We start from the raw sequence: 20,787 nt of genomic DNA on the forward strand, positions 1-20,787 counted from the left end.
GGAAGTGTGGTTCGCAAAGTACTCTAAAAAACAGAGTTGTCAACCGTGACAGGTCGGCTGGCGACAAACAGTCGCGGTCCCCGGGCGACAGGTGGGCTGTTGTCCGACTGGACTTCCTGCGGTCCTGGGTGTCGCGTGGGCGATCAACCCCCCGCGCGCGCCTGCAACATCGCGAACGCGGCTCGCAGGCCCTGCGCCTCGCCACCCGCCGGCCGGCCGGGACGATCGGTGTCGTTCCAGCTGTACACGTCCAGGTGCGCCCACTTCTGCCCGGCCGGAACGAAGCGCTCCAGGTACAGCGCGGCGTTGATGCTGCCGGCCATCTTCGACGGCCCGCTGTTGGCGATGTCCGCAATCGGGCTGCCCAGGTAACGCCAGTACGGCTGCCACAGCGGCATCCGCCACAGCGGGTCGCGCTGGGCGAGGCCGGCGGTGAGCCACGCGTCGGCGACGGTGTCGTCGTTGCTGTACAGCGCCGGCAGGTCGGGGCCGAGCGCGATCCGCGCCGCGCCGGTGAGGGTGGCGAAATCGAGCAGCAGCTCCGGCGATTGCTCGCCGGCGTAGGCCAGCGCGTCGCACAGCACCAGCCGGCCTTCGGCGTCGGTGTTGTCGATCTCCACGCTGATCCCGGCGCGGGTGGTGATCACCTCGCCGGGGCGGAAGGCGTCCGGGCCGATCGCGTTCTCCACCGCCGCCACCAGCAGGGTGATCCGCAGCGGCAGCTGGCGCGCCATCATCCATTCGGCCAGCGCGATCGCGTGCGCCGCGCCGCCCATGTCCTTCTTCATGTTGCGCATGCCGTCGGCACCCTTGACGTCCAGGCCACCGGTGTCGAAGCACACGCCCTTGCCGACCAGCGCGACGTGCGGATGCGCGTCATCGCCCCAGCGCAGCGCGATCAGCCGCGGCGCGCGATGGCTGGCGCGTCCCACCGCGTGGATGGTCGGGAAGTTCCGGGCCAGCAGGTCGTCGCCGCTGATCACCTCGATCTTCGCGCCATGGCGTTCCGCAATCTCGCAGGCGACCTGCTCCAGCTGGTCCGGGCCCATGTGCTCGGTCGGCGTGTTGACCAGGTCGCGCACGCGCACGCAGGCCGCCAGGGCGTCGCGCACCCCGGGGTTGTCGTCGACCACGAGCCGTGCCGGTGGGCGGGGCGGCTGCTTGTAGCGGTTGAACCGGTATGCGCCCAGACCCCAGCCCAGTTGCAGCGCGGCCAGTGTCGCGGTGTCCTGCGTATCGGCCAGCCGGAACGCGCGCGGCGGCAGCGCAAACGGTGCGTGGCCGTAGCTGTAGGGGTCGAGCGGATCGCCGATGCCGATCACCGCCGCGCTGGCCGCACCGTCGTTGCCCGGCAGCAGCAGGGCGGTGCCCGGCGCAGCGTCGAATGCCTGCGCATCCAGCCAGGTGCCCACCGCCGTCGGCTGGGTCGCGCGCCAGTCGGCCAGGTGTTCGCGGCTGACGACATGCAGCGGCAGGGCGTCGGCGTCGGCAGTGGCATCAGTGGTAAAGCCGGAGGGCAGGCTCATCGGGATATCGGCTCCAGGTGGTTCGCATCCAGCCAGTCGGCCAGCGCGGCGAGGGTGGGGAATTCAAGATCGGGACGGAGGCTGCGGCGTTCCCAGTCGCGGGTTTTTCCGGCGTCGTCGACGCGGTTGACCCAGCAGGTGCGCAGGCCCGCCTCGTGCGCGCCGATGACGTCCATGTGCGGATCGTCTCCCACGTGCAGCACCTGCGCGGGGGCGAGTCCGAGCCGGTCGCAGGCGGCGCGGAAGATGCTCGCTGCCGGCTTGGCGGCGCCGTGTTCGCGCGCGCCGAGCTGGAACGCGAACAGGTGCATCAGCCCGATGGTCTGCAGGCAGGCGTTGCCGTTGCTGAGCGCCGCCAGCGGTACCCGCGCGGCCAGCCGCTCCAGCGCCGGCACGCTGTCGGCGTAGTGCTCGACATCGCAGCGCGCGGCGAAATAGGCGTCATACGCGCTGCCGGTCAGGGCGACGTCCTCACCGGCCAGTGCGAGCATCCGCTCCAGCATCCACTGGCGCTGGGCGGTCATGTCGTGGGCCAGGCGCGGCCGTTCGGTGTTGGCCACTTCGCGCAGACGCTGGCGCTCGGCCAGCGGCCACATCGCCGCCGCGCGCGGGGCGTGTTCGGCCAGCCAGGCATCCAGCGCGGTCTCGGCGCGGACGATCGCCGGCGCGATCGGCCAGATCGTGTCGTCGAGATCGAGGGTGATGGCATGGACGGGAAAACTCACCCGGCCATTCTACCGCCGCGGCCAGCACGGGTTTTCCTTACTCCAGCAGCTTGGCCCAGCCCTCCAGTCCCTCGATCCGCGACAGCACGATCTTCACGCACACCAGCAACGGCACCGCCAGCAGCAGGCCGATGATCCCCCACAGCGAGCCGAACGCCATCAACGCGAGGATCAGCACCAGTGGCGACAGCCGCATCTGCCGGCCCAGCACGATGGGGGTGATGAGCTGGCCTTCCAGCGTGTGCAAAAACAGGTAGATGCCCGCCGGCAGCAGGGACATCCACAACTCATCGAAGGCGACGAAACCCATCAGCAACATGATGGCGATGCCGATCAGTGGGCCGACATAGGGTGCAAAGTTGAGCACGGCGGCCATCGTCCCCCACAACAGCGCCTCGGCCAGCGGCACCTCCAGCAGGACCAGTGCACCGGCCAGCGCCAACCCGACCAGCAGGTTGATCAGGCTGATGGTCAGCACGTAGCGGGAAATCTCGGTCTCGATCGACTGCATGATCTCGACGGTGACGCGCTTCTGCTGGCGGCTTGGCAGCAGCGACAGCGCGTTGCGCTGCAGGTTCTCGCCGTAGACCATGAAGAAAAACGTCAGCAGCACCACCGCCAACAACGAGGTAATCATCAGGGGCGTGGCGGTCAGGGACTTGTAGGGCTCGTTGGCCTCCGTGCGGACTACCTGCACCGGCTTGCCGTCGCCGGCCTCGGTGGCCCGGGCGATGTTGGCCGCGGCCTCGTTGGCTGCGTGCACCGGCTTGCTCATTTGGCGCAGCTTCGGTGCCAACTGTTTCAGTTCGCGCGGGACCTGACGGGCCCACTCGGATGCCGGCTGGACCAGTTGGGTGCCCAGCGCGACCGTGCCCACGAGGCCGCCGACCAGCACCAGGACGGCTCCCAGCGCACGCGGGACGTACAGCCTGCGCAGGCCGCGGATGATGGGGTTGCCGATCAAGGCGAAGAACATCGCCAGCAGGATCGGCAGGATCACGCCCTGTGCGGCCCACAGGGTGTAGCCGACGGCGAGTGTGGCGAGCACGATCAACGCGCTGGAGGCGCGCGGGCGCATGGGCGACAGGGGCGGCTCATCGGACGCGGCAGGCGGCGCGCCGGCCGCAGCGGCGCGCGTAGCATCGGCTGCCGCGGTGGGGTCCGGTGCCGGGGTATTCATGGCTCGCGGGTGCTGCCGGCCTGGCGGGCGGCGGCAGCGACCCGTTCCAGGTAGTCGTGGGCCAGCCGTTCGCCGGCGGCCATCGCAGCGTCGGTTGGCGCGGCCCGGTCCGTCATCACGCCGGCCACGGCGTCCACGTTCCGGGCCGAGTCGTCGGCCTCGTCCGCCGCCACGGCCGCGCGGGTACTGGCAAACACGCTGGTCAGCAAGGACACGATCCGCACCGCGCCGCCGCCGCGGGCAACCGCGCGCAACGGCTCCGCGCGGCCAATCAGGAAACCGCTGGCAAGTCCGGCAACGACGATCCGCCCCGGCGTCCAGGCGGCTTTCCACGATTGCGCGAGTTGGCGCAGGTCCGCGCCTATCCGGCGTTCGTGGGCCTCCAGTGCGTCCTCGGCTCGCGCGACCTTGGCGACAAGCGTGTCGAATCTCATGGCACTGGACTCCCCTGCAAGTGGGGCGTTCGGGCCCCGACGGTGTGTGTTTGCGGCGACCGCAACCGCGCTGGTCATGCGTGGCGACGGATGGTCTGGCTTACGGTGGCGCGGCGCCAGTGCGGGCGTCGCGATCGCTTCCCGATGGCCTTCCCGATGGCGGCGCATCCGGATCGTCCGGCGTTTTCCGGTCGCGTTCACGCGCCGATTCGGCCGAGGCCGGCGAGGGCATGAAGTCGGCCAGCTCGCCGATTCCCAGCCGCGCCAATTGGCGCCGCGTGGCCTGCAGGCGGGTGTGCTCGAAATACCGCACCGCCATCCAGCTGGCGAACGCGGTGACCAGCAGGCTCAGCATCGCCGGGATCAGCAAGGCGATCGTCCACGACAGGCCGACCGGGCCGTTGAGTACCACCACCAGCGCGCCCATCAGGAACAGCCAGGACGACGCGCCGCACGCGATCGCCAGCCCGCTCAAGGCCAGCGTGCGGCCCAGGGCGCTGCGTGCGAGCGACACGTCGGCCGCCACCAGCGAGCGCAACGCCTTGGCCGCGTCACCGGCCGCCGTCAGGCTGGCGCGGCCGGTCAGGCCGATCTGCCGCAGCGCTTCCAGCAGTTCGGGCTGAACGGGAGCACCGTCTGCGTCGGAGGCGCTGGCATCGGCGTCGCGGTCCGGTCCGGTTCCGCCCCGCCCATCCGGTGCCTGATCGCGTGCCGCGTCGCCCGGTGCGGTGGCGCGGGATGCCGTGTCGTCGCCGGAGTCGCCTGCTGTGCGGTCGCCCATCGTGCCGGCTTAGCGGTCGCTGCTGCGGGCGAGCTTGGCGATGATCCAGCCGGCGGCAAACGCGGCGCCGAAGGAGGCGATCGGTCGCTCGCGGATCAACTCGGCGGCACTGTCGATGAGCTCGCGGCCCTTGTCCATCAACTCGTCGGCCTGTTCGCGGGCGGCGGTTCCAGCGTGTCCGGCGGCGGCCATGCCGGCCAGCGCCGTATCGGCCAGGTCGGCCTTGAGGTTGGCGCGGCCCAGCTTGAGCTCGTCGCCGGCAGCGCCAGTGGCACCCTTGAGTGCATCGCCGGCATCGCGTGCGGCCTGTTTGAGATGGTCGCCGGCTTCACCGAGGTTGTTTTTCAGGGCCTGGGTGGCGGTGGTGTCGGTAGGGCTCATTCGGGTGTTCCTCGGGATGGGGGTGATATTGCGTCGTCGCGCGCCGTGTCACTGCATCGTCAGGATGCCCTGGCGGTTGCCGCGCACGATCTGCAGCACCAACTGTGCCGGAGTCGGCGTGAAGCCGGCGCGGAAGCCGCCCAGATCATCGAATCCGCCGGCGTTGGTGGCCACCACCAGATCGCCCTCGCGCAGGCCGTTGATGGCGGCGCGGCTGCCGTCGGCGACCGAGGCCACCAGCACGCCGGTTGCGCCGGACTGGCGCAGGCGTTCCGGCAGTTCGTTGAACACGGCCCCGTCCAGGCGCGGGTCCAGCTCCGCGCCGGCCAGGACGCGCGCCTGTTCGCGCAGCGTCGCGGTCATCTGCAGCAGCTTGCCGTCGCGCCGGACGCCCAGCGCCACCCGGCTGCCGATGGCCTGCAGCCCCTCGAAATTGCGCAGGCCGTCACGGCTGTCGATGCGCTCGCCATCGGCCGATACGATCACGTCGCCGGATTTCAGCCCCGCGAGCGCCGCCGCCGAGCCCGGGTACACCCGCGTCACCAGGGCGCCGCGCGGGTCGTCCAGCTTCAGCGCCTGGGCCAGGCGGGCATCCACGTCCTGCGCGTCCACCCCGAAAGTGCCGCGCCGGACTTCGCCGTGGGTCACCAGCTGGTCCATCACGTTGCGCGCCAGGTTGGCCGGAATCGCGAAACCCAGGCCGATGTTGCCGGCCATGCTGCCGCGCGGGTTGAAGCTGGCGGTATTGATGCCGACCAGCTCGCCGCGCAGGTTGACCAGCGCGCCGCCGGAGTTGCCGGGGTTGATGGAGGCGTCGGTCTGGATGAAGTTCTGGTAGCCCAGCCCGCGCAGGCCGCTGCGCCCGACCGCCGACACGATGCCCGACGTGACCGTCTGGCCGATGCCGAACGGGTTGCCGACCGCGACCACGAAGTCGCCGACCCGCAGCTCCCCCGAGTTGGCCAGCGGCACCTGCGCGAGTCCCTGCGCCGGGATCTTCATCACCGCCACGTCGGTGTCCGGATCGGAGCCGACGAATTCCGCCGCCAGCGTGCGGCCGTCGGCGAGCGTGACCGTGACTTCCTCCGCGCCCTCGATCACGTGGTGGTTGGTCAGCACCAGCCCGCGCGCCGCATCGACGATGACGCCGGAGCCGAGCGACTGCTCGATCCGCTCCTGCGGGATGTGCGGAAACATGCGCCGGAACATCGGGTCGTTCGCGAACGGGTTGTTGACCCGCACCCGCTGCTTGGCCTGCACGCTGACCACCGCCGGGGTGACCCCGGCCAGCATCGGCGCCAGCGAGGGCAGCGGCTGGCCATCAATGGCCGCGGGCAGGCCGCCGACCATCGGCATCGCCACCGAAATGGCCCCGTCGGCGGTCACGTCCTGCATACCGGCCGGCACCGCCGGCGACGCAGCGGCCGGCGCGTGCAGGCCGTCGATGACCACCCCTGCGACCAGCCCGCCGAAGCACGCTGCCAAAGCCAGCGCGGCAAGGGTGCGCAGCGGGGTTCCGGAGGGTCGGGGAAGGGTCGGCATCGTGCGCATACGGAGTTCCATGACGGTGTCGGCAACAAGAAGGGGAGTGTGGTTCAAGCGCGGTAAATCGTCGATGAAGTGGCCCTTGACGGCACATTTGCGGCGGCCTGTCACCGGTGTTCGATAGCGTGTTTCCGGGCGGTTTAACAGCGTTGACTTCGGCGGGGGCGGGGGGTAGTTTGATCTCCGTCACGAACACAACATGTTGTGGTGGGAAGCTGGAAACAACCTAGGAATTGGGGGTTTTTCAGGCTGTCCGCTACGGGCAGCCCTGCCGGAAACAAGCTTTTCCCGAGGTTTTGCGGGTGTCCGCAAGGACCCGCACTACCAACCACCATCGCGGCGAACCCTGCACACGATGCGAGCGCTCCACCGGCCATTTCCGGACATGGCGGCTCCCATGCGGCTCAGCCCGGTATCGGTCCACCGCAGCACGACAGCACTACCCCACAACCCGGGAGCCGGACCATCGCCCGGCCCCTATCGAGCAATCCGGCCGCGTCCATCGCGCGGCCATCACGAGGAGACAGGACAGGCATGAGTACGGTGCGCCTCGAGGCAGTGAACAATGGCAAGTCGAACATGGGCACGCTGATCAACGACGACGCGGTGGCCACGGACATCCCGATGCAACCGGCATCGCTGGATATCTGGGACAAGAAGTACCGGCTGGTCACCAAGGACGGCGTGCCGGTCGATGCCGACATCGACGCGACCTACCGCCGCGTGGCGAAAGCGCTGGCCGATTCGGAGCCGACGCCCGAGCTGCGCCAGTACTGGAACGAGCGCTTCGCCTGGGCGCTGCGCCGCGGTGCCATCCCCGCCGGCCGCATCACCTCCAACGCCGGCGCGCTGGAGCACAAGCCCGCCACCAGCACGATCAACTGCACCGTGTCGGGCACCATCGAGGACTCGATGGACGGCATCCTGCAGAAGGTCCACGAGGCCGGCCTGACGCTGAAGGCCGGCTGCGGCATCGGCTACGAGTTCAGCACCCTGCGTCCGCGCGGCGCGTTCGTCGCCGGTGCCGGCGCGTACACCTCCGGCCCGATGTCCTTCATGGATATCTACGACAAGATGTGCTTCACCGTGTCGTCCGCCGGCGGCCGCCGCGGCGCGCAGATGGGCACCTTCGACGTGTCGCATCCGGACGTGAAGGACTTCATCCGCGCCAAGCGCGAGGACGGCCGCCTGCGCCAGTTCAACCTGTCGCTGCTGATCACCGACGGCTTCATGCAGGCGGTCAAGGACGACGCCGACTGGCCGCTGGTGTTCCCGGTCAACCGCAAGGAAAAGAACGACGTCGACTTCGACGATCCGGCGCAGGTGGTCTGGCGCGACTGGCCGACCCACCGCAACTACATCGTCGGCGACGACGGCCTGGTCGCCTGCAAGGTCTACGGCCACATCCGGGCCCGCCACCTGTGGGACATGATCATGGTCTCGACGTACGACTACGCCGAGCCGGGCTTCATCCTGATCGACCGCGTCAACGAGATGAACAACAACTGGTGGTGCGAGAACATCCGCGCGACCAATCCCTGCGTGACCGCCGATACCTGGGTGCAGACCTCGGCCGGCCCGCGCCAGGTGGCGGAGCTGCTCGGCCGGCCATTCGAAGCGCGGGTGGATGGCGTCGATCATGCCACCACCGCGGAGGGCTTTTTCCATACCGCGACCAAGCCGGTGTTTGCCCTGCAGACCCGTGAGGGCCATCGCCTGCGCCTGACCGCCGATCACCGGGTGCGCCGGGTTTCGCGCCTGACCCGCTGGAGCGTGGATACCGAATGGTGTGCCGCCGGCGATCTGGTTGCCGGCGACCGGGTGCTGCTCAACGACCACCGCGACAACGCGCACTGGGCGGGCGATCTGGACCTCGAACAAGGCTATCTGCTCGGCCTGCTGGTCGGCGATGGCACGCTCAAGCACGAGGCCGCGGTGCTGTCGGTGTGGTCGGCTGTCGCGCAGGCCAACGGCCCGGCCGCGCAGGTCGGTACCGGCACGCTGGCCCTGATGCAGGAAGCGGAACGCTGCGCACGCACGTTGCCGCACCGCGCCGATTTCGCCGGCTGGTCGGCCGTGGCGGGACGCGGCGAATGGCGGCTGAAGTCGGCCGCGCTGCGCGATCTTGCCAACGACATGGGCATGACGGTCGGCGACAAGTCGATCACGCCGGCGCTGGAACGTGCCTCCAGCGAGGGTTATCGCGGTTTCCTGCGTGGGCTCTTTGATGCCGATGGCTCGGTGCAGGGCAGCCAGGAGAAAGGCATCTCGGTGCGTCTGGCCCAGTCCGACCTGCCGCGTCTGGAAGCCGCCCAACGGATGCTGCTGCGCCTGGGCGTGCCGTCAACGATCTACCGTGACCGTCGTCCGGCCGGCACGGCGCTGCTGCCCGACGGCCGCGGTGGCAGCGCCGGGTACGCCACCCGTGCCCAGCACGAACTCGTCATCAGTGGCGAGGCGCTGGCGCGCTATGCCGAATTGATCGGCTTCGCCGACACCGACAAGGCCGCTCGCCTGACCCGCGCACTGTCGGGCTACCGCCGCGCACTCAATCGCGCGCGCTTCGTGGCGACCGTCGACAGCGTGACCGCCGACGGCGTCGAGGACGTCTACGACGTGCAGGTGCCGGGCATCAACACGTTCGACGGCAACGGCATACACGCACACAACTGTGGCGAGCAGCCACTTCCCGCCTACGGCGCCTGCCTGCTGGGTTCGGTCAACCTGACCAAGTTCGTGCGCAATGCGTTCACCGACCAGGCCGAGTTCGACTGGGACGAGTACAAGGAAGTCGTGCGTGTGTTCACCCGCATGCTCGACAACGTGGTGGAGGTCAACGGCCTGCCGCTGGAGAAACAGCGCGAGGAGATCCTGCGCAAGCGGCGCCACGGCATGGGCTTCCTCGGCCTGGGCTCGACCGTGACCATGCTGAAGATGAAGTACGGCTCGGCCGAGTCCTGCGAGTTCACCGAGCGCGTCGCGCGTGAGATGGCCGTCGCCGGCTGGGAGATGGGCCTGGAACTGGCGAAGGAGAAGGGCCCTGCGCCGATCATGGATGAGACCTTCAAGGTCGATGCCGAGATGCTGCGCAAGCGCCCGGAAATGGTCGCCGACGGCTGGAAGATCGGCCAGGACGTGCCCGGCAAGGTGCTGCACGCGAAGTACTCGCGTTACATGCAGCGCGTGGCCGAAGTCGCGCCCGAACTGGTCGCCGAGCTGACCGAGGTCGGTGCGCGCTTCACCCACCACAGCTCGATCGCGCCGACCGGCACCATCTCGCTGTCGCTGGCCAACAACGCCTCCAACGGCATCGAGCCGTCGTTCGCGCACCACTACAGCCGCAACGTGATCCGCGAGGGCAAGAAGTCGAAGGAAAAGGTCGACGTGTTCTCGTTCGAACTGCTCGCCTACCGCGCACTGGTCAACCCCGCCGCGATGCCGTTCTCCGAGGAGGCCGCGACCCGCCTGCCGGACTACTTCATCGCCGCCGACGAGGTCAGCCCGAAGCAGCACGTCGACGTCCAGGCCGCCGCGCAGAAATGGGTCGACAGCTCGATCTCCAAGACCGCCAACGTCCCCACCGACTACCCGTACGAGGACTTCAAGGACATCTACACCTACGCCCACGCGCAGGGCCTGAAGGGCTGCACCACGTTCCGCTTCAACCCGGCCGCCTTCCAGGGTGTGCTGGTCAAGGAGGCCGACCTGGAAAACACCACCTACCGGTTCGAGCTGGAGGACGGCAGCGTGGTGGAGGCCAAGGGCAACCAGGAGATCGAATACGACGGCGAAATGCACACCGCCGCCAACCTGTTCGATGCCTTGAAGGAAGGGTATTACGGCAAGTTCTGACCGCCGCGGATTTCATCGCGTATTGCGCGCGTCTCGTGTATAGGATCGGCGGGCAACAAGGGGTTCACCGTGTTGCCAACCAGCCAACAAGACGCCCGTCAGGAGGGCACATGAGCAACGGTAATGGAGTGACGGCAATCCTCTCGCAGGCAGCCGACAGCGTCACCGAAACCGCCGGCAACCTCGGCACTGCGATGGTGTCCACCGCGGAGGAAACCGCAGCCAAGGTGCGTACCAGTGCCACCCGTGCCCGCAAGGCCGCCACCACCACCGTCGGCACCGCCAGGAAGAAGCTGGTGAAGGCCGGCAAAGAGGTAAGGAAGACGGTGGCCAAAACCACCGCCAGCGCGAAGAAGACGATTGAAAAAGCCGGTGCCGACGCACGCAGGAAGCTGGAAAAGGTCAGCGCCGAGGCCAAGAAGGAAGCGGCGAGCCTGAAGCGCAAGACCGCAGCCCGCAAGGCGACGCCCGGCAAGAAGGCGACCAAGGCCACGAAGACCGTCGCAAAGAAGGCTGCAGTGAAGAAGGCTGCAGTGAAGAAGGCTGCAGTGAAGAAGGCGGTGGTGAAAAAGGCTGCGGTCAAGAAGGCGACGGCAAAGAAGGTCGCGACGAAGAAGGTCGCGGCAAAGAAGGTCACCGGCAAGGCACCGGCTGCCAAAAAAACGGTAGCGAAAAAGACCGTCGCGAAAAAGCCGGCGGCCAGCAAGAAGGCCGTCGCCAAGGCACCGGCAAAGAAGCTCGCCTCCCCAGCCAGGGCAGCAAGCAAAACCACCAGCAAGACCGCAGCAAGCACGACCCGCGCGAAGAAAAAATAGGCCGTACCTCCCCTCTCCGACGGCGATGCCAAGTGCGTCCGTCGGCAGAGGGGTCCGGTGGCGGCGTTCCAGTCAAGAACCACCGCATCAGGAGTCTGGCCGATGGCCATGAAGATCGAACAGAAAATCAAGGGTTACAGCGTCGTCAGTGCCGAAGACAAGGCCCGCGAGGTCGCGAAGGCCGATGCCGCGCACGAAGCCGCCGACGCCCGGGCAGGCGACAACGTCATCCAGATGCACGAGAAGATCGAGCGTCCCGAGACCTTGATCGGCTCCACCTACAAGCTCAAGACCCCGCTGTTCGAGCACGCGCTGTACGTGACGATCAACGACATCGTCCTCAATGCCGGCAGCGAGCACGAGCAGCGCCGCCCGTTCGAGATCTTCATCAACTCCAAGAACATGGACCACTTCCAGTGGATCGTGGCGCTGACCCGCATCATGTCCGCCGTGTTCCGCAAGGGCGGCGACGTGACCTTCCTGGTCGACGAGATGAAGGCCGTGTTCGACCCCAAGGGCGGCTATTTCAAGGCCGGCGGCGTCTACATGCCCTCGTTGGTGGCCGAGCTGGGCAGCATCGTCGAGGAGCACCTGAAGTCGATCGGCCTGCTGCACGACCCGGAGATGAGCGATGCGCAGCGCGCCCTGATCGCCGAGAAACGCGCCGCCTATGCCGCGCGCGAGTCAAAAAAAAACCCTGAAATAAGCCAGCCGGCCCGATCCGTTGCCACCGATGACGTCGCCCCGCGCGACGAGCACAGCGGGCACCTGTTTCCCGAGCCGAAGATCGCCGACACCCCGCGCCGCGAGGATGTCGAAGTCACCGGCGACGGCGGCGTCGCGTTCCCGCCGTCGGCCGCGATGTGCCACAAGTGCAGCACCAAGGCGATCGTGATCATGGATGGCTGTGCGACCTGCCTGAACTGCGGTTACAGCAAGTGCGGGTGACCGCCTGATCGGCGGTGGCTGTGTTGGCGTCATGCAGGTGGTGCGATTTTTCCGTCCATGCCTGCATCGTCAACGGGGATGGATACCGTCGGCGCCGATGCCGACGGGCGGTTGGTGTGCGTCCCGCGACTCAGTGCCCAACCGCCCACAGCTCATGGCTGTCCACATGCACGCGTAGCCAGGCCTCGATTGCCTTGGCACGGGCGGTCGTCTCGGCCCATGCGATCTGGCGGTGGTTGCGTTCGGCGACCAGCCACTCGGCCAGGCTCAGCTCCCCCAGTTGCCAACCGCGGTTCAAGCGCTGGCTCGCGGCGGCACTGGCGTCGTAGGCGGACTTCAGGGCGCGCCATTGCGCCAGTGTCCCGGCGGCATCGTGTACCGCCAGTTCGCCGTCCTGGGTCACCTGCCGACGCATCGCCTCGGCTTGTGCGTGGGAGGCGGCGGCATCGGCATAGCCGGCGTCCATCAACGAGCGGCGATAGCGGCCGCTGATGGGCATGCTGAGGACCAGGCCAACCACCTGCTCGCTGCCATCGCGATCGCTCATCACCCGCAAGCCAAGGCTCGGGTCGGGGATACGGTCCGCGCGGGCACGGGCGGCCGTGGCGTCCTGGGCAGCCGCCAGGGCCTCCAGACCCCGGATCTCGTGGCTGCGCTGGATGATCAGGTTGATCCAGGTCTGGTCACTGCCTTCCAGTGGCACGGGGTCGGGCAGGGCCGGCGGCCGCAAGGGCAGGGGCAGCTGCGGGAACTGGATCTCGAAGGCACGGCGAGCCTTGTCCAGCGCTGTGGTGGCACCCAGGCGGTGGACTTCGGCCTGCGCGACCTCGACCTCCATCAGTTCCAGGTCCTTGAGCGCGGCCTCGCCCAGTTCCACCTGGCGCTTCACCGAGCGGTGTGCCCTGGTGACCGAGTCGTACTGCCGTCCCGCCTCATCGGCTGTGGCGGATGCTCCCAGCCACTGCATCCAGCGTTCCAGCAGGCTGCGCGCGGCTTGATGGCGAGCGTCATCGCGGTACATGTCGGCCGCGTCCACGACGGCCTCGCCGATCCGGCGATCCAGGGCTGCCTTGCCCGGCAGCCGGAAGCGCCGGCTGATCTGGGCTTCCCACTCGGCGTAGCGCCCGGTGTCGGATGGCTGGTCAACGCGGCGCCGCTGCTGGATCGCGCTCAGCTCGACCTCGTGACTGCCGACGGCGTAGGCACGGGCCTGCGCTCCCGCCGCATCGACTTCCGACGCGGCGGCGCGGACCTCGGGGCGGGCCTCGATCGCGCGCATCACGAGCTCGGGAGGAGGGAGGAATTCCTGGGCGGTTGCGGTGGCACAGGCCAGGGCGATCGCGATCGCCAGCCCCAGGCGCGGAAGAATGCTTCTTTTCATGCCAGGTGTCCTTCGTTCAGTACCGGCTCCAGCCACCAGCGCACCTGGCGCGAATGGATGCGTTCGCGCAACAGGTCGAGCACCGCGTCTCCGTGCTGTGCGTCCAGCACCATCCACAGCACCCTGCGCCTGACGTGGCCGAGCACGAGTTCGATGGTCGAGGCGCTTTCAAAGTCGCCGGTGTGGCCCTCCGCGTCGAACAGGGTGAAGCCGGGGCAGCGCGGCTCGGATATCAGCACCGCCGTGATGGCCGGCTCGAGTGCCGGTGGGAAAATCAGGGTAAGACGCAGCAGGGTGCTCATGCAGTTGCCGCCTTTGCAGCAGAAGGAGGTGTCTGGCCGAAGCGCTGATACAGGGCAGGCAACAGCAGCAGGGTCAGCGCGGTGGAGGTCACCAGTCCGCCGATCACCACGATTGCCAGAGGGCGCTGGATCTCCGACCCCGGACCGCTGGCCAGCAACAGCGGAACCAGTGCCAGTGCAGCGATGCTGGCGGTCATCAGCACCGGCCGCACACGACGCAGCGCGCCTTGGCGGACCACGTCTTCCATCGCCAGTCCGAGCTGATGCAACTGGTTGAACTGGGTGACGAGCACCAGCCCGTTGAGCACCGCGATGCCCATCAGGGCGATGAAGCCGACGGCGGCCGGTACGGACAGGTACTGTCCCGACAGCCACAGTGCAACCACGCCGCCGACCAATGCGAACGGTATGTTGCACAGGATCAATAGTGCCTGGCGGGCGGAGCCGAAGGTGGTGAACAGGACCACGAAGATCAGCCCCAGCGCCATCGGCACCACCAGCATGAGACGCGCGGCGGCACGCTGCTGGTTCTCGAACTGGCCGCCCCACGCCAGACGGTAACCGGTGGGCAGTATCACGGCCCTGTCGACGGCAGCACGCGCCTCATCGACGAAGCCGACCAGGTCGCGACCGTCGACGTTGGCCTGCACGAACGCGAACCGCGAGGCATTCTCGCGGCTGACGCTGACCGGGCCGCTGGTGGCGGAAATGCTTGCCAGGGAGACCAGCGGAACTTCGCCGCCGCCGGCACGGGCGATGCGCAACTGGCCGAACCGCTCGCGCGAATCGCGGATGTCCGTGTCGCCCCGCACGAGGATCGGGGTGCGCCGGGCCGGCTCGATCACCTCGCCGGCGGGAAGGCCTTCGATCTGGCCGCGCAGCTCATCCTGTACGTCGGCAACGGCCAGCCCGGCACGGCCAGCGGCCTGGGCATCGATGTCCACGCGCAGGTAGCCGGCGCCTTCGGTGGTCTGGGTCAGGACATCCCGCGCTCCGGGGACGCGTTCGATGGCTGCCGCCACCTGTTGCGCGAGCGCGCCAAGCGTGTGCAGGTCGGGGCCGAAGATCTTGATGGCCAGGTCGCCACGACTGCCCGTGAGCATTTCAGAGACACGCATCTCGATGGGCTGGGTGAACCCGTACTCGACACCCGGGAAGCGATCCAGGATCACGCGCAACTGGTCGGTCAACCAGGCTTTGTCCGGCTTGCGCCATTCGTTTTTCGGTTTGAGCTGCAGGAACATGTCGGACTCGTTCAACCCCATCGGATCCAGGCCCAGCTCGTCAGAGCCGACGCGGGAGACGATGTGCTCGACCTCGGGCACTTCGGCCAGGATGGCGGCTTCGATGGCGTTGTCGATTTCCACCGAGCGGTCCAGGGCGATGGATGGCGCCTTCTGCAACTGCACCAGCACATCACCCTCGTCCATGGTCGGCATGAAGCTCTTGCCGATTCCGAGGTAGGCCACCGCCCCGATCACCAAGGCGGCAATGGCGATGGTCAAGGCACGGTGCGGGTGCGCCAGGGTCGTGCGCAGCAGCGGCCGGTAGAGACGGTCGACCTGGCGCATCAGCCATGGCTCGTGGTGCCCACGCTCCTTGAGCAGCAGTGAACTGACTACCGGTACGAAGGTCAGCGCCAGCAGCAGGGAAGCTGCCAGGGCGAACACGATGGTCAACGCCACCGGGGCGAAAAGCTTTCCTTCCAGGCCTTGCAGGGTCAGCAGCGGCAGGAAGGTCAGGCAGATGATCAGGATGCCCGACGCGACCGGCGTGGCGACCTCGCGGGTCGCCAGGAAAACGCGGTGAAGGCGGGGCAGATGCGCATTTTCGGCGTTGGGGTCGAGATGGGTGACAGTGTTCTCGACCACGACCACCGCGGCGTCGACCAGGATGCCGACGGCAATCGCCAGTCCGCCCAGGCTCATCAGGTTGGCGCTCAATCCGGCCAGGCCCATCAGCAGGAAGGTATACAGCGCCGCCAGCGGCAGGATCAGCGCGACCACGGTGGCCGCGCGCAGTTCGCCGAGGAACAGCAACAACAGGATCACCACCAGCACGGTGGCTTCCAGCAGTGCGCTTTCCACCGTTCCCACGGCCCGGTCGATCAGCGCGCTGCGGTCATAGAACGGCACCACCTCGACACCCGGCGGCAGGTTCGGGGCGATCTCGTCCAGCCGCGCGCGGATGCCCTTGACCAGTACCGAAGCGTCCGCGCCACGCAATGCCACCACGATGCCCTGGACCGCCTCGCCCTGGCCATCGCGGGTGACCGCGCCATAGCGCGTGAGCGAGTCGATCCGGACCTGGGCGATGTCGCGGACGCGTACCGGCACCAGACCCGAGCGCACCACCACGTTGCCCAGGTCTTCAGCGTTGGCAATGGCTCCCTCGGCGCGGACGATCAGGGTTTCTTCACCGGCCTGCAGGCGGCCGGCACCGTCATTGCGGTTGTTGCGTTCGATGGCGGCCACCACGTCGGCCATGTGCAGATCGTTGGCAACGAGGCGGGTGCGGTCCGGGATGACGACGAAGGTCTTGGCGTGCCCGCCCAGCACGTTGACATCGGCCACGCCATGAATGGTCCGCAGTGCGGGGCGCAAGGTCCATTCCAGCAGGTTGCGGCGTTCCTGCAGGTCCAGGCCGCCACCCTCGATGGTGAACATGTACACGTCCGACAAGGGCGTGGAGATCGGCGCCAGGCCGCCCTCGACACCTGGGGGCAGCGATGGCGCGACGTTGGCGAACCGTTCCGCCACCTGCTGGCGGGCCCAGTAGATTTCGGTGCCCCCGCCGAAGTCCAGGGTGATGTCGGCGATCGCGAACTTGGCACTGGAGCGCAGCATGACGGCGTTCGGCACGCCGAGAAGCTCCATTTCCAGCGGGGTGATGACGCGGGCTTCCACCTCCTCGGGGGTCATGCCCGGTGCTTTCAGGATCAGCTTCACCTGGGTGGGGGAGATGTCCGGGTAGGCATCGATCGGCAGGTGCGCAAACGAGTACGCCCCGGCGACCGCCAGGGCCAGAACGCCCAGCAGGACCAGTGCGCGCTGGCGCAACGAGAATGAAATCAGCCGTGAGAGCATCGTCGGTTACTCCGCCACGGGCGCCAGGGTGCGCAGCGCGCTGGTGCCACGCACCACCACGCGCGCTCCGGCCTGCAATCCGGGGGCAAGCACGACGGTGTGGCTGTTGTCGCTGCCCAGTGCGTCGACGACGACGCCGCGGTAGCCCGTTTCCTCCTGGACGAACAGCAGCTGTCGATCGCCATGCGGCAACAGGGCCCGGGATGGAACGCGCAGGGCTTCCTGCGGCGCGGGCAGGCGGACCGACACCGCAAATTGCTGGCCCGCAACCAATGCGGTCGCATCGGTGCTGCGGGCGCGCACCCGCAGGCTCTGACTGGCGATGTCGGTCTGTGCACCGATGGCGACGATCCTGGCAACCGTGCCGTCAGGCAGATCCACCGCCAGCCCGGGACGAAGCTGCATGCCGGAGGAGAGCGGAGCGGTGAAGGTGATGTCCAGGTGGCTGGCATCGGCGATCACGAAGGCCGGAGACATGGCTTCCATCGACTGGCCGGGGACCACATTGCGGCGCAGGACCAGGCCATCCTGCGGAGCGGTCAGCTCATAGTCGCCGGAGGCGTCGGCGGGGATGGACACCTGCGACAACAGCCGGCGGGCGTGGTCGTGTGCGGCGTCGGCCGCGGTGGCTTGTGCGCGACTCCTTTCATGCCGGGAGGCGGGAATGATTCCATCGGCCACCAACTGGGCATCGCGATCGGCCTGGCGGCGTGCGGTTCCGGCTTCGCTGCTTGAGCGGATGAGTTCGGCGCGCGCGGCCAGCAACTCGCGACTGTGCAGGCGTAGCATCGGCTGCCCGCGTTTGACCGGTGTGCCTTCGTCCACCAGGACACGGGTGACGACTCCGGCGAACGGCACCGCGACATGGGTGCTGGCGTCCAGCGGCGGAGTCGCCTCGGCGGGCAACCCGGTCAGGGGAACCGATGTGGCTTGGGTGGAGGGCTCGACGGCGATGCCCAGACTCCGCTCTTGCTGGGCGGTGAGCTGCACCGACGCATCGGCGGCCGCGACGGGCGCAGCGACGGCCCGGGGCTGTGGCGGCACGGAAGGACGCAGCAGCACCCAGGCGAGGGCCGCAGCCAGCACCGCGCCGCCTAGGATGAGGCCGGTGCGTGCAGTGGCCCAGGCGGGTCTTGAAGGCATGTGTGAACGCTCGCAACGATGGGATTGTTTCCATCGTGGCGCACGAAGCTTTGGCCAAGCTTAGGCGGGCACCTGCATCAGAGCGCCGCCATCGGGCCAAGCCGCACCGTCAACCACCCGCCCTCGAGGCCGAACGTGAGTTCGGTCCCCAGGGCGCGGGCAGCGGCCTGCGCCAGCGCCAGGCCGAGTCCGGCGTGGTTCGCGGTTGCACCCTGATCGTCCTTGCGCCAGTAGCGGGTACCGAGGTACGCGAGGTCCTCGTCCGCGAGCAGCGGTGCCAGGTTGCGTATCCAGAGCATGTAGCCGCTATTGCCGGCATCGATGCCGCATTCGACGCGGCTGTCGGCAGGGGCGTACTCGACGGCGTTCTGCAGCAGGTTGGCGAGGATCCGCTCGAGGATGCCGACGTCGCTGTGCACCCAGGCTTCGGCAGGCAACGAGGCCAGCCGCGGCGGACCCTGGGGTCCCGGGGGCGGCAGGATGCAATTCACCTGCTGGCGCAGGAGCTGCACCAGGTCGACCGGGTCCCGCGCCAGTGTCTCCTGCCCGGATTCGTAGCGGGCCAGGGCGAGCAGGGTGTTGATGCCGCGTTCCATCCGGGCGGTCGCCGACAGTGTGGCGGTCAGGCCCGTGCGGCACGCATCCAGGTTGTCGGCGGCAAGGGCGTTCTCGGCGGCGGTCCGGATCTCGGCGACGGGAGTACGCAGTTCGTGGGCAGGGTTGCGTGACATCCGGCGCTCGCGTTGGGCTGCCGCATACAGGCGCTGCAGCGCCGCGTGCAGGGCGTCGGCATAGGGCGTCAGTTCGCGTGGCAGGCCATCGGCCAGTTCCGGTGGCGGCTCGCTCGGGTGCAGGGCGGCCAGTCGCGCACCACCGGCGACCAGGGGAGAAAACGCCCGCCGTACCAGGAGGATGGACAGCGTCACCATCACCGCGATACCACTGAGGAACACCGCCAGCAGCAGCAGGTGCAGGCGTTGCTCGATCTGATCCCAGGTCTCGCGCTCGGTGGCGACCACCAGCCAATGCGGGTCCTGCGCATCGGCACGCGGAACGCTGAGCACGATGGCGCGTCCGACATGGAGATCGGGCAGCTCGAGGTCGTAGAAGACCGGCGGATGCCACGTGCCGCCCGGCAGTGGAAGCACCTCTCCCCCACTGTTGGGCGAGCGCAGGATGGGGCGGTGACGGGCATCGTAAAGGGTGAAGAAGTCGGTATGCCCGGTCAGGTCGTACTCGGGCAGCAGGCGTGCGGTCTCCTCCGGCGTGCGGATCTGCAACTGCTCGCTCAGGGCACCCGCACGTGATGCAAGGAAGCGGTCCAGGCGCGCATACATCTCCTGGTCGATGTTGTGGTCCAGCATGGCGAAAAGGCCCGCCATCATCACGCCCATGACCAGGGTCAGTTGCCAGCCGAGGCGGCGACGGATCGACCAGGCGGGAGCGGGCTTACTCGAAGACATAGCCGAACCCGCGACGGGTCCTGATCAGGTCGCCGATGCCGGCCTGGGCCAGTTTGGTGCGCAGGGTGCTGACAATCACCTCGACGACCTTGTCAGATACGTGGCTGCCGCCGTCGTAGAGCCGGTCGAAGATCTGCGTGCGTGAGAACACCCGGCCCCGGTGGCGCAGCAACAGTTCCAGCAGGGCGAACTCCTTGGGGGTGAGTTCGAGGTTGCGACCTTGCCAGCGGGCCACGCGCGAGCGCGGGTCAAGCTCGAGCTCGCCGGCTGCAAGAATGGACGGAATGGCGTCGACCGGCCTGCGCGCCAGTGCCCGCAGCCGCGCCAGCATCTCGTCGAGTGCAAATGGCTTGATCAGGTAGTCGTCGGCCCCGGCATCCAGCGCCGCCACCCGATCCCCGACCTGGTCGCGCGCGGTCAGCATCAGCACGGCACCTTGCCAGCCCATCGCCCTGGCCTCCTTGAGCACCGACAGCCCATCGCGGCCGGGCAACATCCAGTCGAGCACCATCAGGTCGGGATCGTGGTCGCGCAGCCACGCCAGCGCCTGCTCGCCATCAGCGGCGTGGTCGCAGGCGTGGCCTTCCCGGACCAGCGCGTTGCGCAAGGCGTCGGCCAGCGTTTGTGAGTCTTCCACCAGCAAGATGCGCATGAGTCGAGGATATCAACCGGCTGGCCGGCCGGGCATTTCCGGGTTTCGGCCCGCCGAGTCTCAGTCCCTGACGTGGCGCCACACGTTGAGGCTGGGACACAGCAAACCGGCAAGAAAGAGCAGGCTCCTGCAGGCAACAGGGCAGGCACCTCGTGACCGGTCAGCTCCGACGCCAGGCCGAGCATGAACATGGGAAGTCCCAGGTTGTGCAGCCAGAAATGCGCTCATGGGATTTTCCCGTTGTGCATGCGCTTCAGGTAGGCGTTTCCACGAGCCAACCACTGAAGCGGGCCGACGCGTGAACAGGCGGGCCGGCGCAGCCGGTTCCGTTTGGCGGGATCGTCATGCGGTGTTGCCCGCGGGCCGGCAATCTGTGTCGGGATTTTTCCCGATCGGGCGAATGATCAGACGAATGCAGGTTGATACGACCCGCAAGGCCGGGAACGGCCACGGTGCCGGAATTCCCGCCTCGGCCGACAGGGGAAGGCCGGGCAATGCCGTACCTGCGGGCCCGGCGCTCGCCCGCTTCACGAGGCCTTGGTGCCGCCGGTGACAGCATGGCCTGACGCGTGA

General features: G+C 68.1%; 15 protein-coding genes and 1 pseudogene. 3 read left to right on the forward strand and 13 right to left on the reverse strand.

Annotated elements, in window-relative coordinates:
* Positions 1–143: 143 nt before the first annotated feature.
* From N792_RS01100 to N792_RS01130, 7 genes and pseudogenes are all read right to left on the reverse strand, one after another.
* Positions 144–1,526, reverse strand: a complete 1,383-nt coding sequence (locus N792_RS01100; protein ID WP_036191660.1) for a leucyl aminopeptidase family protein — start codon at positions 1,524–1,526, stop codon at positions 144–146.
* Positions 1,523–2,251, reverse strand: a complete 729-nt coding sequence (locus N792_RS01105; RefSeq protein ID WP_036191662.1) for an HAD family hydrolase — start codon at positions 2,249–2,251, stop codon at positions 1,523–1,525. The genes N792_RS01100 and N792_RS01105 overlap by 4 nt, the downstream gene beginning before the upstream one ends.
* A gap of 37 nt (positions 2,252–2,288) precedes the next feature.
* Entirely contained in the window at positions 2,289–3,329 is a 1,041-nt protein-coding gene (locus tag N792_RS01110; protein WP_224743966.1) for an AI-2E family transporter, read from the reverse strand.
* A 98-nt stretch (positions 3,330–3,427) separates the two neighbouring features.
* A complete protein-coding gene (locus N792_RS01115) occupies positions 3,428–3,865 on the reverse strand; it encodes a hypothetical protein (RefSeq protein WP_036191667.1) in 438 nt (145 codons plus the stop codon).
* A gap of 250 nt (positions 3,866–4,115) precedes the next feature.
* Positions 4,116–4,535: pseudogene (locus N792_RS14295) on the reverse strand (phage holin family protein); the annotation flags it as partial.
* 120 nt (positions 4,536–4,655) lie between these two features.
* Positions 4,656–5,027 carry a hypothetical protein gene (locus N792_RS01125; RefSeq protein ID WP_036191670.1) on the reverse strand — a complete coding sequence of 124 codons (372 nt, stop codon included), beginning with the start codon at positions 5,025–5,027 and terminating at the stop codon, positions 4,656–4,658.
* Positions 5,028–5,075: 48 nt separating this feature from the next.
* Entirely contained in the window at positions 5,076–6,569 is a 1,494-nt protein-coding gene (locus N792_RS01130) for a Do family serine endopeptidase (RefSeq protein ID WP_036192298.1), read from the reverse strand.
* A gap of 537 nt (positions 6,570–7,106) precedes the next feature.
* Here N792_RS01130 and N792_RS01135 point away from each other — a divergent pair.
* The 3 genes from N792_RS01135 (at position 7,107) to N792_RS01145 (ending at position 12,187) form a co-directional block, all read left to right on the forward strand.
* Positions 7,107–10,424 (forward strand): LAGLIDADG family homing endonuclease, encoded by a 3,318-nt coding sequence (locus tag N792_RS01135; RefSeq protein WP_084105259.1) that lies wholly within the window; start codon positions 7,107–7,109, stop codon positions 10,422–10,424.
* 35 nt (positions 10,425–10,459) lie between these two features.
* Positions 10,460–11,239: a hypothetical protein gene (locus N792_RS01140; protein ID WP_224743897.1), complete on the forward strand. Its 780-nt coding sequence runs from the start codon at positions 10,460–10,462 to the stop codon at positions 11,237–11,239.
* A gap of 102 nt (positions 11,240–11,341) precedes the next feature.
* Positions 11,342–12,187 (forward strand): TSCPD domain-containing protein, encoded by an 846-nt coding sequence (locus tag N792_RS01145; protein ID WP_036191675.1) that lies wholly within the window; start codon positions 11,342–11,344, stop codon positions 12,185–12,187.
* Positions 12,188–12,317: 130 nt separating this feature from the next.
* Here the strand turns inward: N792_RS01145 and N792_RS01150 are convergent, their stop codons facing one another.
* From N792_RS01150 to N792_RS01175, 6 genes are all read right to left on the reverse strand, one after another.
* Positions 12,318–13,568: a TolC family protein gene (locus N792_RS01150; protein ID WP_084105261.1), complete on the reverse strand. Its 1,251-nt coding sequence runs from the start codon at positions 13,566–13,568 to the stop codon at positions 12,318–12,320.
* A complete protein-coding gene (locus tag N792_RS01155) occupies positions 13,565–13,870 on the reverse strand; it encodes a DUF3240 family protein (protein ID WP_036191677.1) in 306 nt (101 codons plus the stop codon). Before N792_RS01155 ends, N792_RS01150 begins: the two co-directional genes overlap by 4 nt.
* Positions 13,867–16,956: an efflux RND transporter permease subunit gene (locus N792_RS01160; protein WP_036191679.1), complete on the reverse strand. Its 3,090-nt coding sequence runs from the start codon at positions 16,954–16,956 to the stop codon at positions 13,867–13,869. The genes N792_RS01155 and N792_RS01160 overlap by 4 nt, the downstream gene beginning before the upstream one ends.
* A gap of 6 nt (positions 16,957–16,962) precedes the next feature.
* Positions 16,963–18,099, reverse strand: a complete 1,137-nt coding sequence (locus tag N792_RS01165; protein WP_036191681.1) for an efflux RND transporter periplasmic adaptor subunit — start codon at positions 18,097–18,099, stop codon at positions 16,963–16,965.
* A gap of 77 nt (positions 18,100–18,176) precedes the next feature.
* Positions 18,177–19,562: a sensor histidine kinase gene (locus N792_RS01170; protein WP_036191684.1), complete on the reverse strand. Its 1,386-nt coding sequence runs from the start codon at positions 19,560–19,562 to the stop codon at positions 18,177–18,179.
* A complete protein-coding gene (locus N792_RS01175; protein WP_036191686.1) occupies positions 19,549–20,214 on the reverse strand; it encodes a response regulator transcription factor in 666 nt (221 codons plus the stop codon). Before N792_RS01175 ends, N792_RS01170 begins: the two co-directional genes overlap by 14 nt.
* Between the last annotated feature and the right edge of the window lie 573 nt (positions 20,215–20,787).

The sequence above is a fragment of the Lysobacter concretionis Ko07 = DSM 16239 genome, assembly GCF_000768345.1.
GTDB classification, from domain to species: domain Bacteria; phylum Pseudomonadota; class Gammaproteobacteria; order Xanthomonadales; family Xanthomonadaceae; genus Novilysobacter; species Novilysobacter concretionis.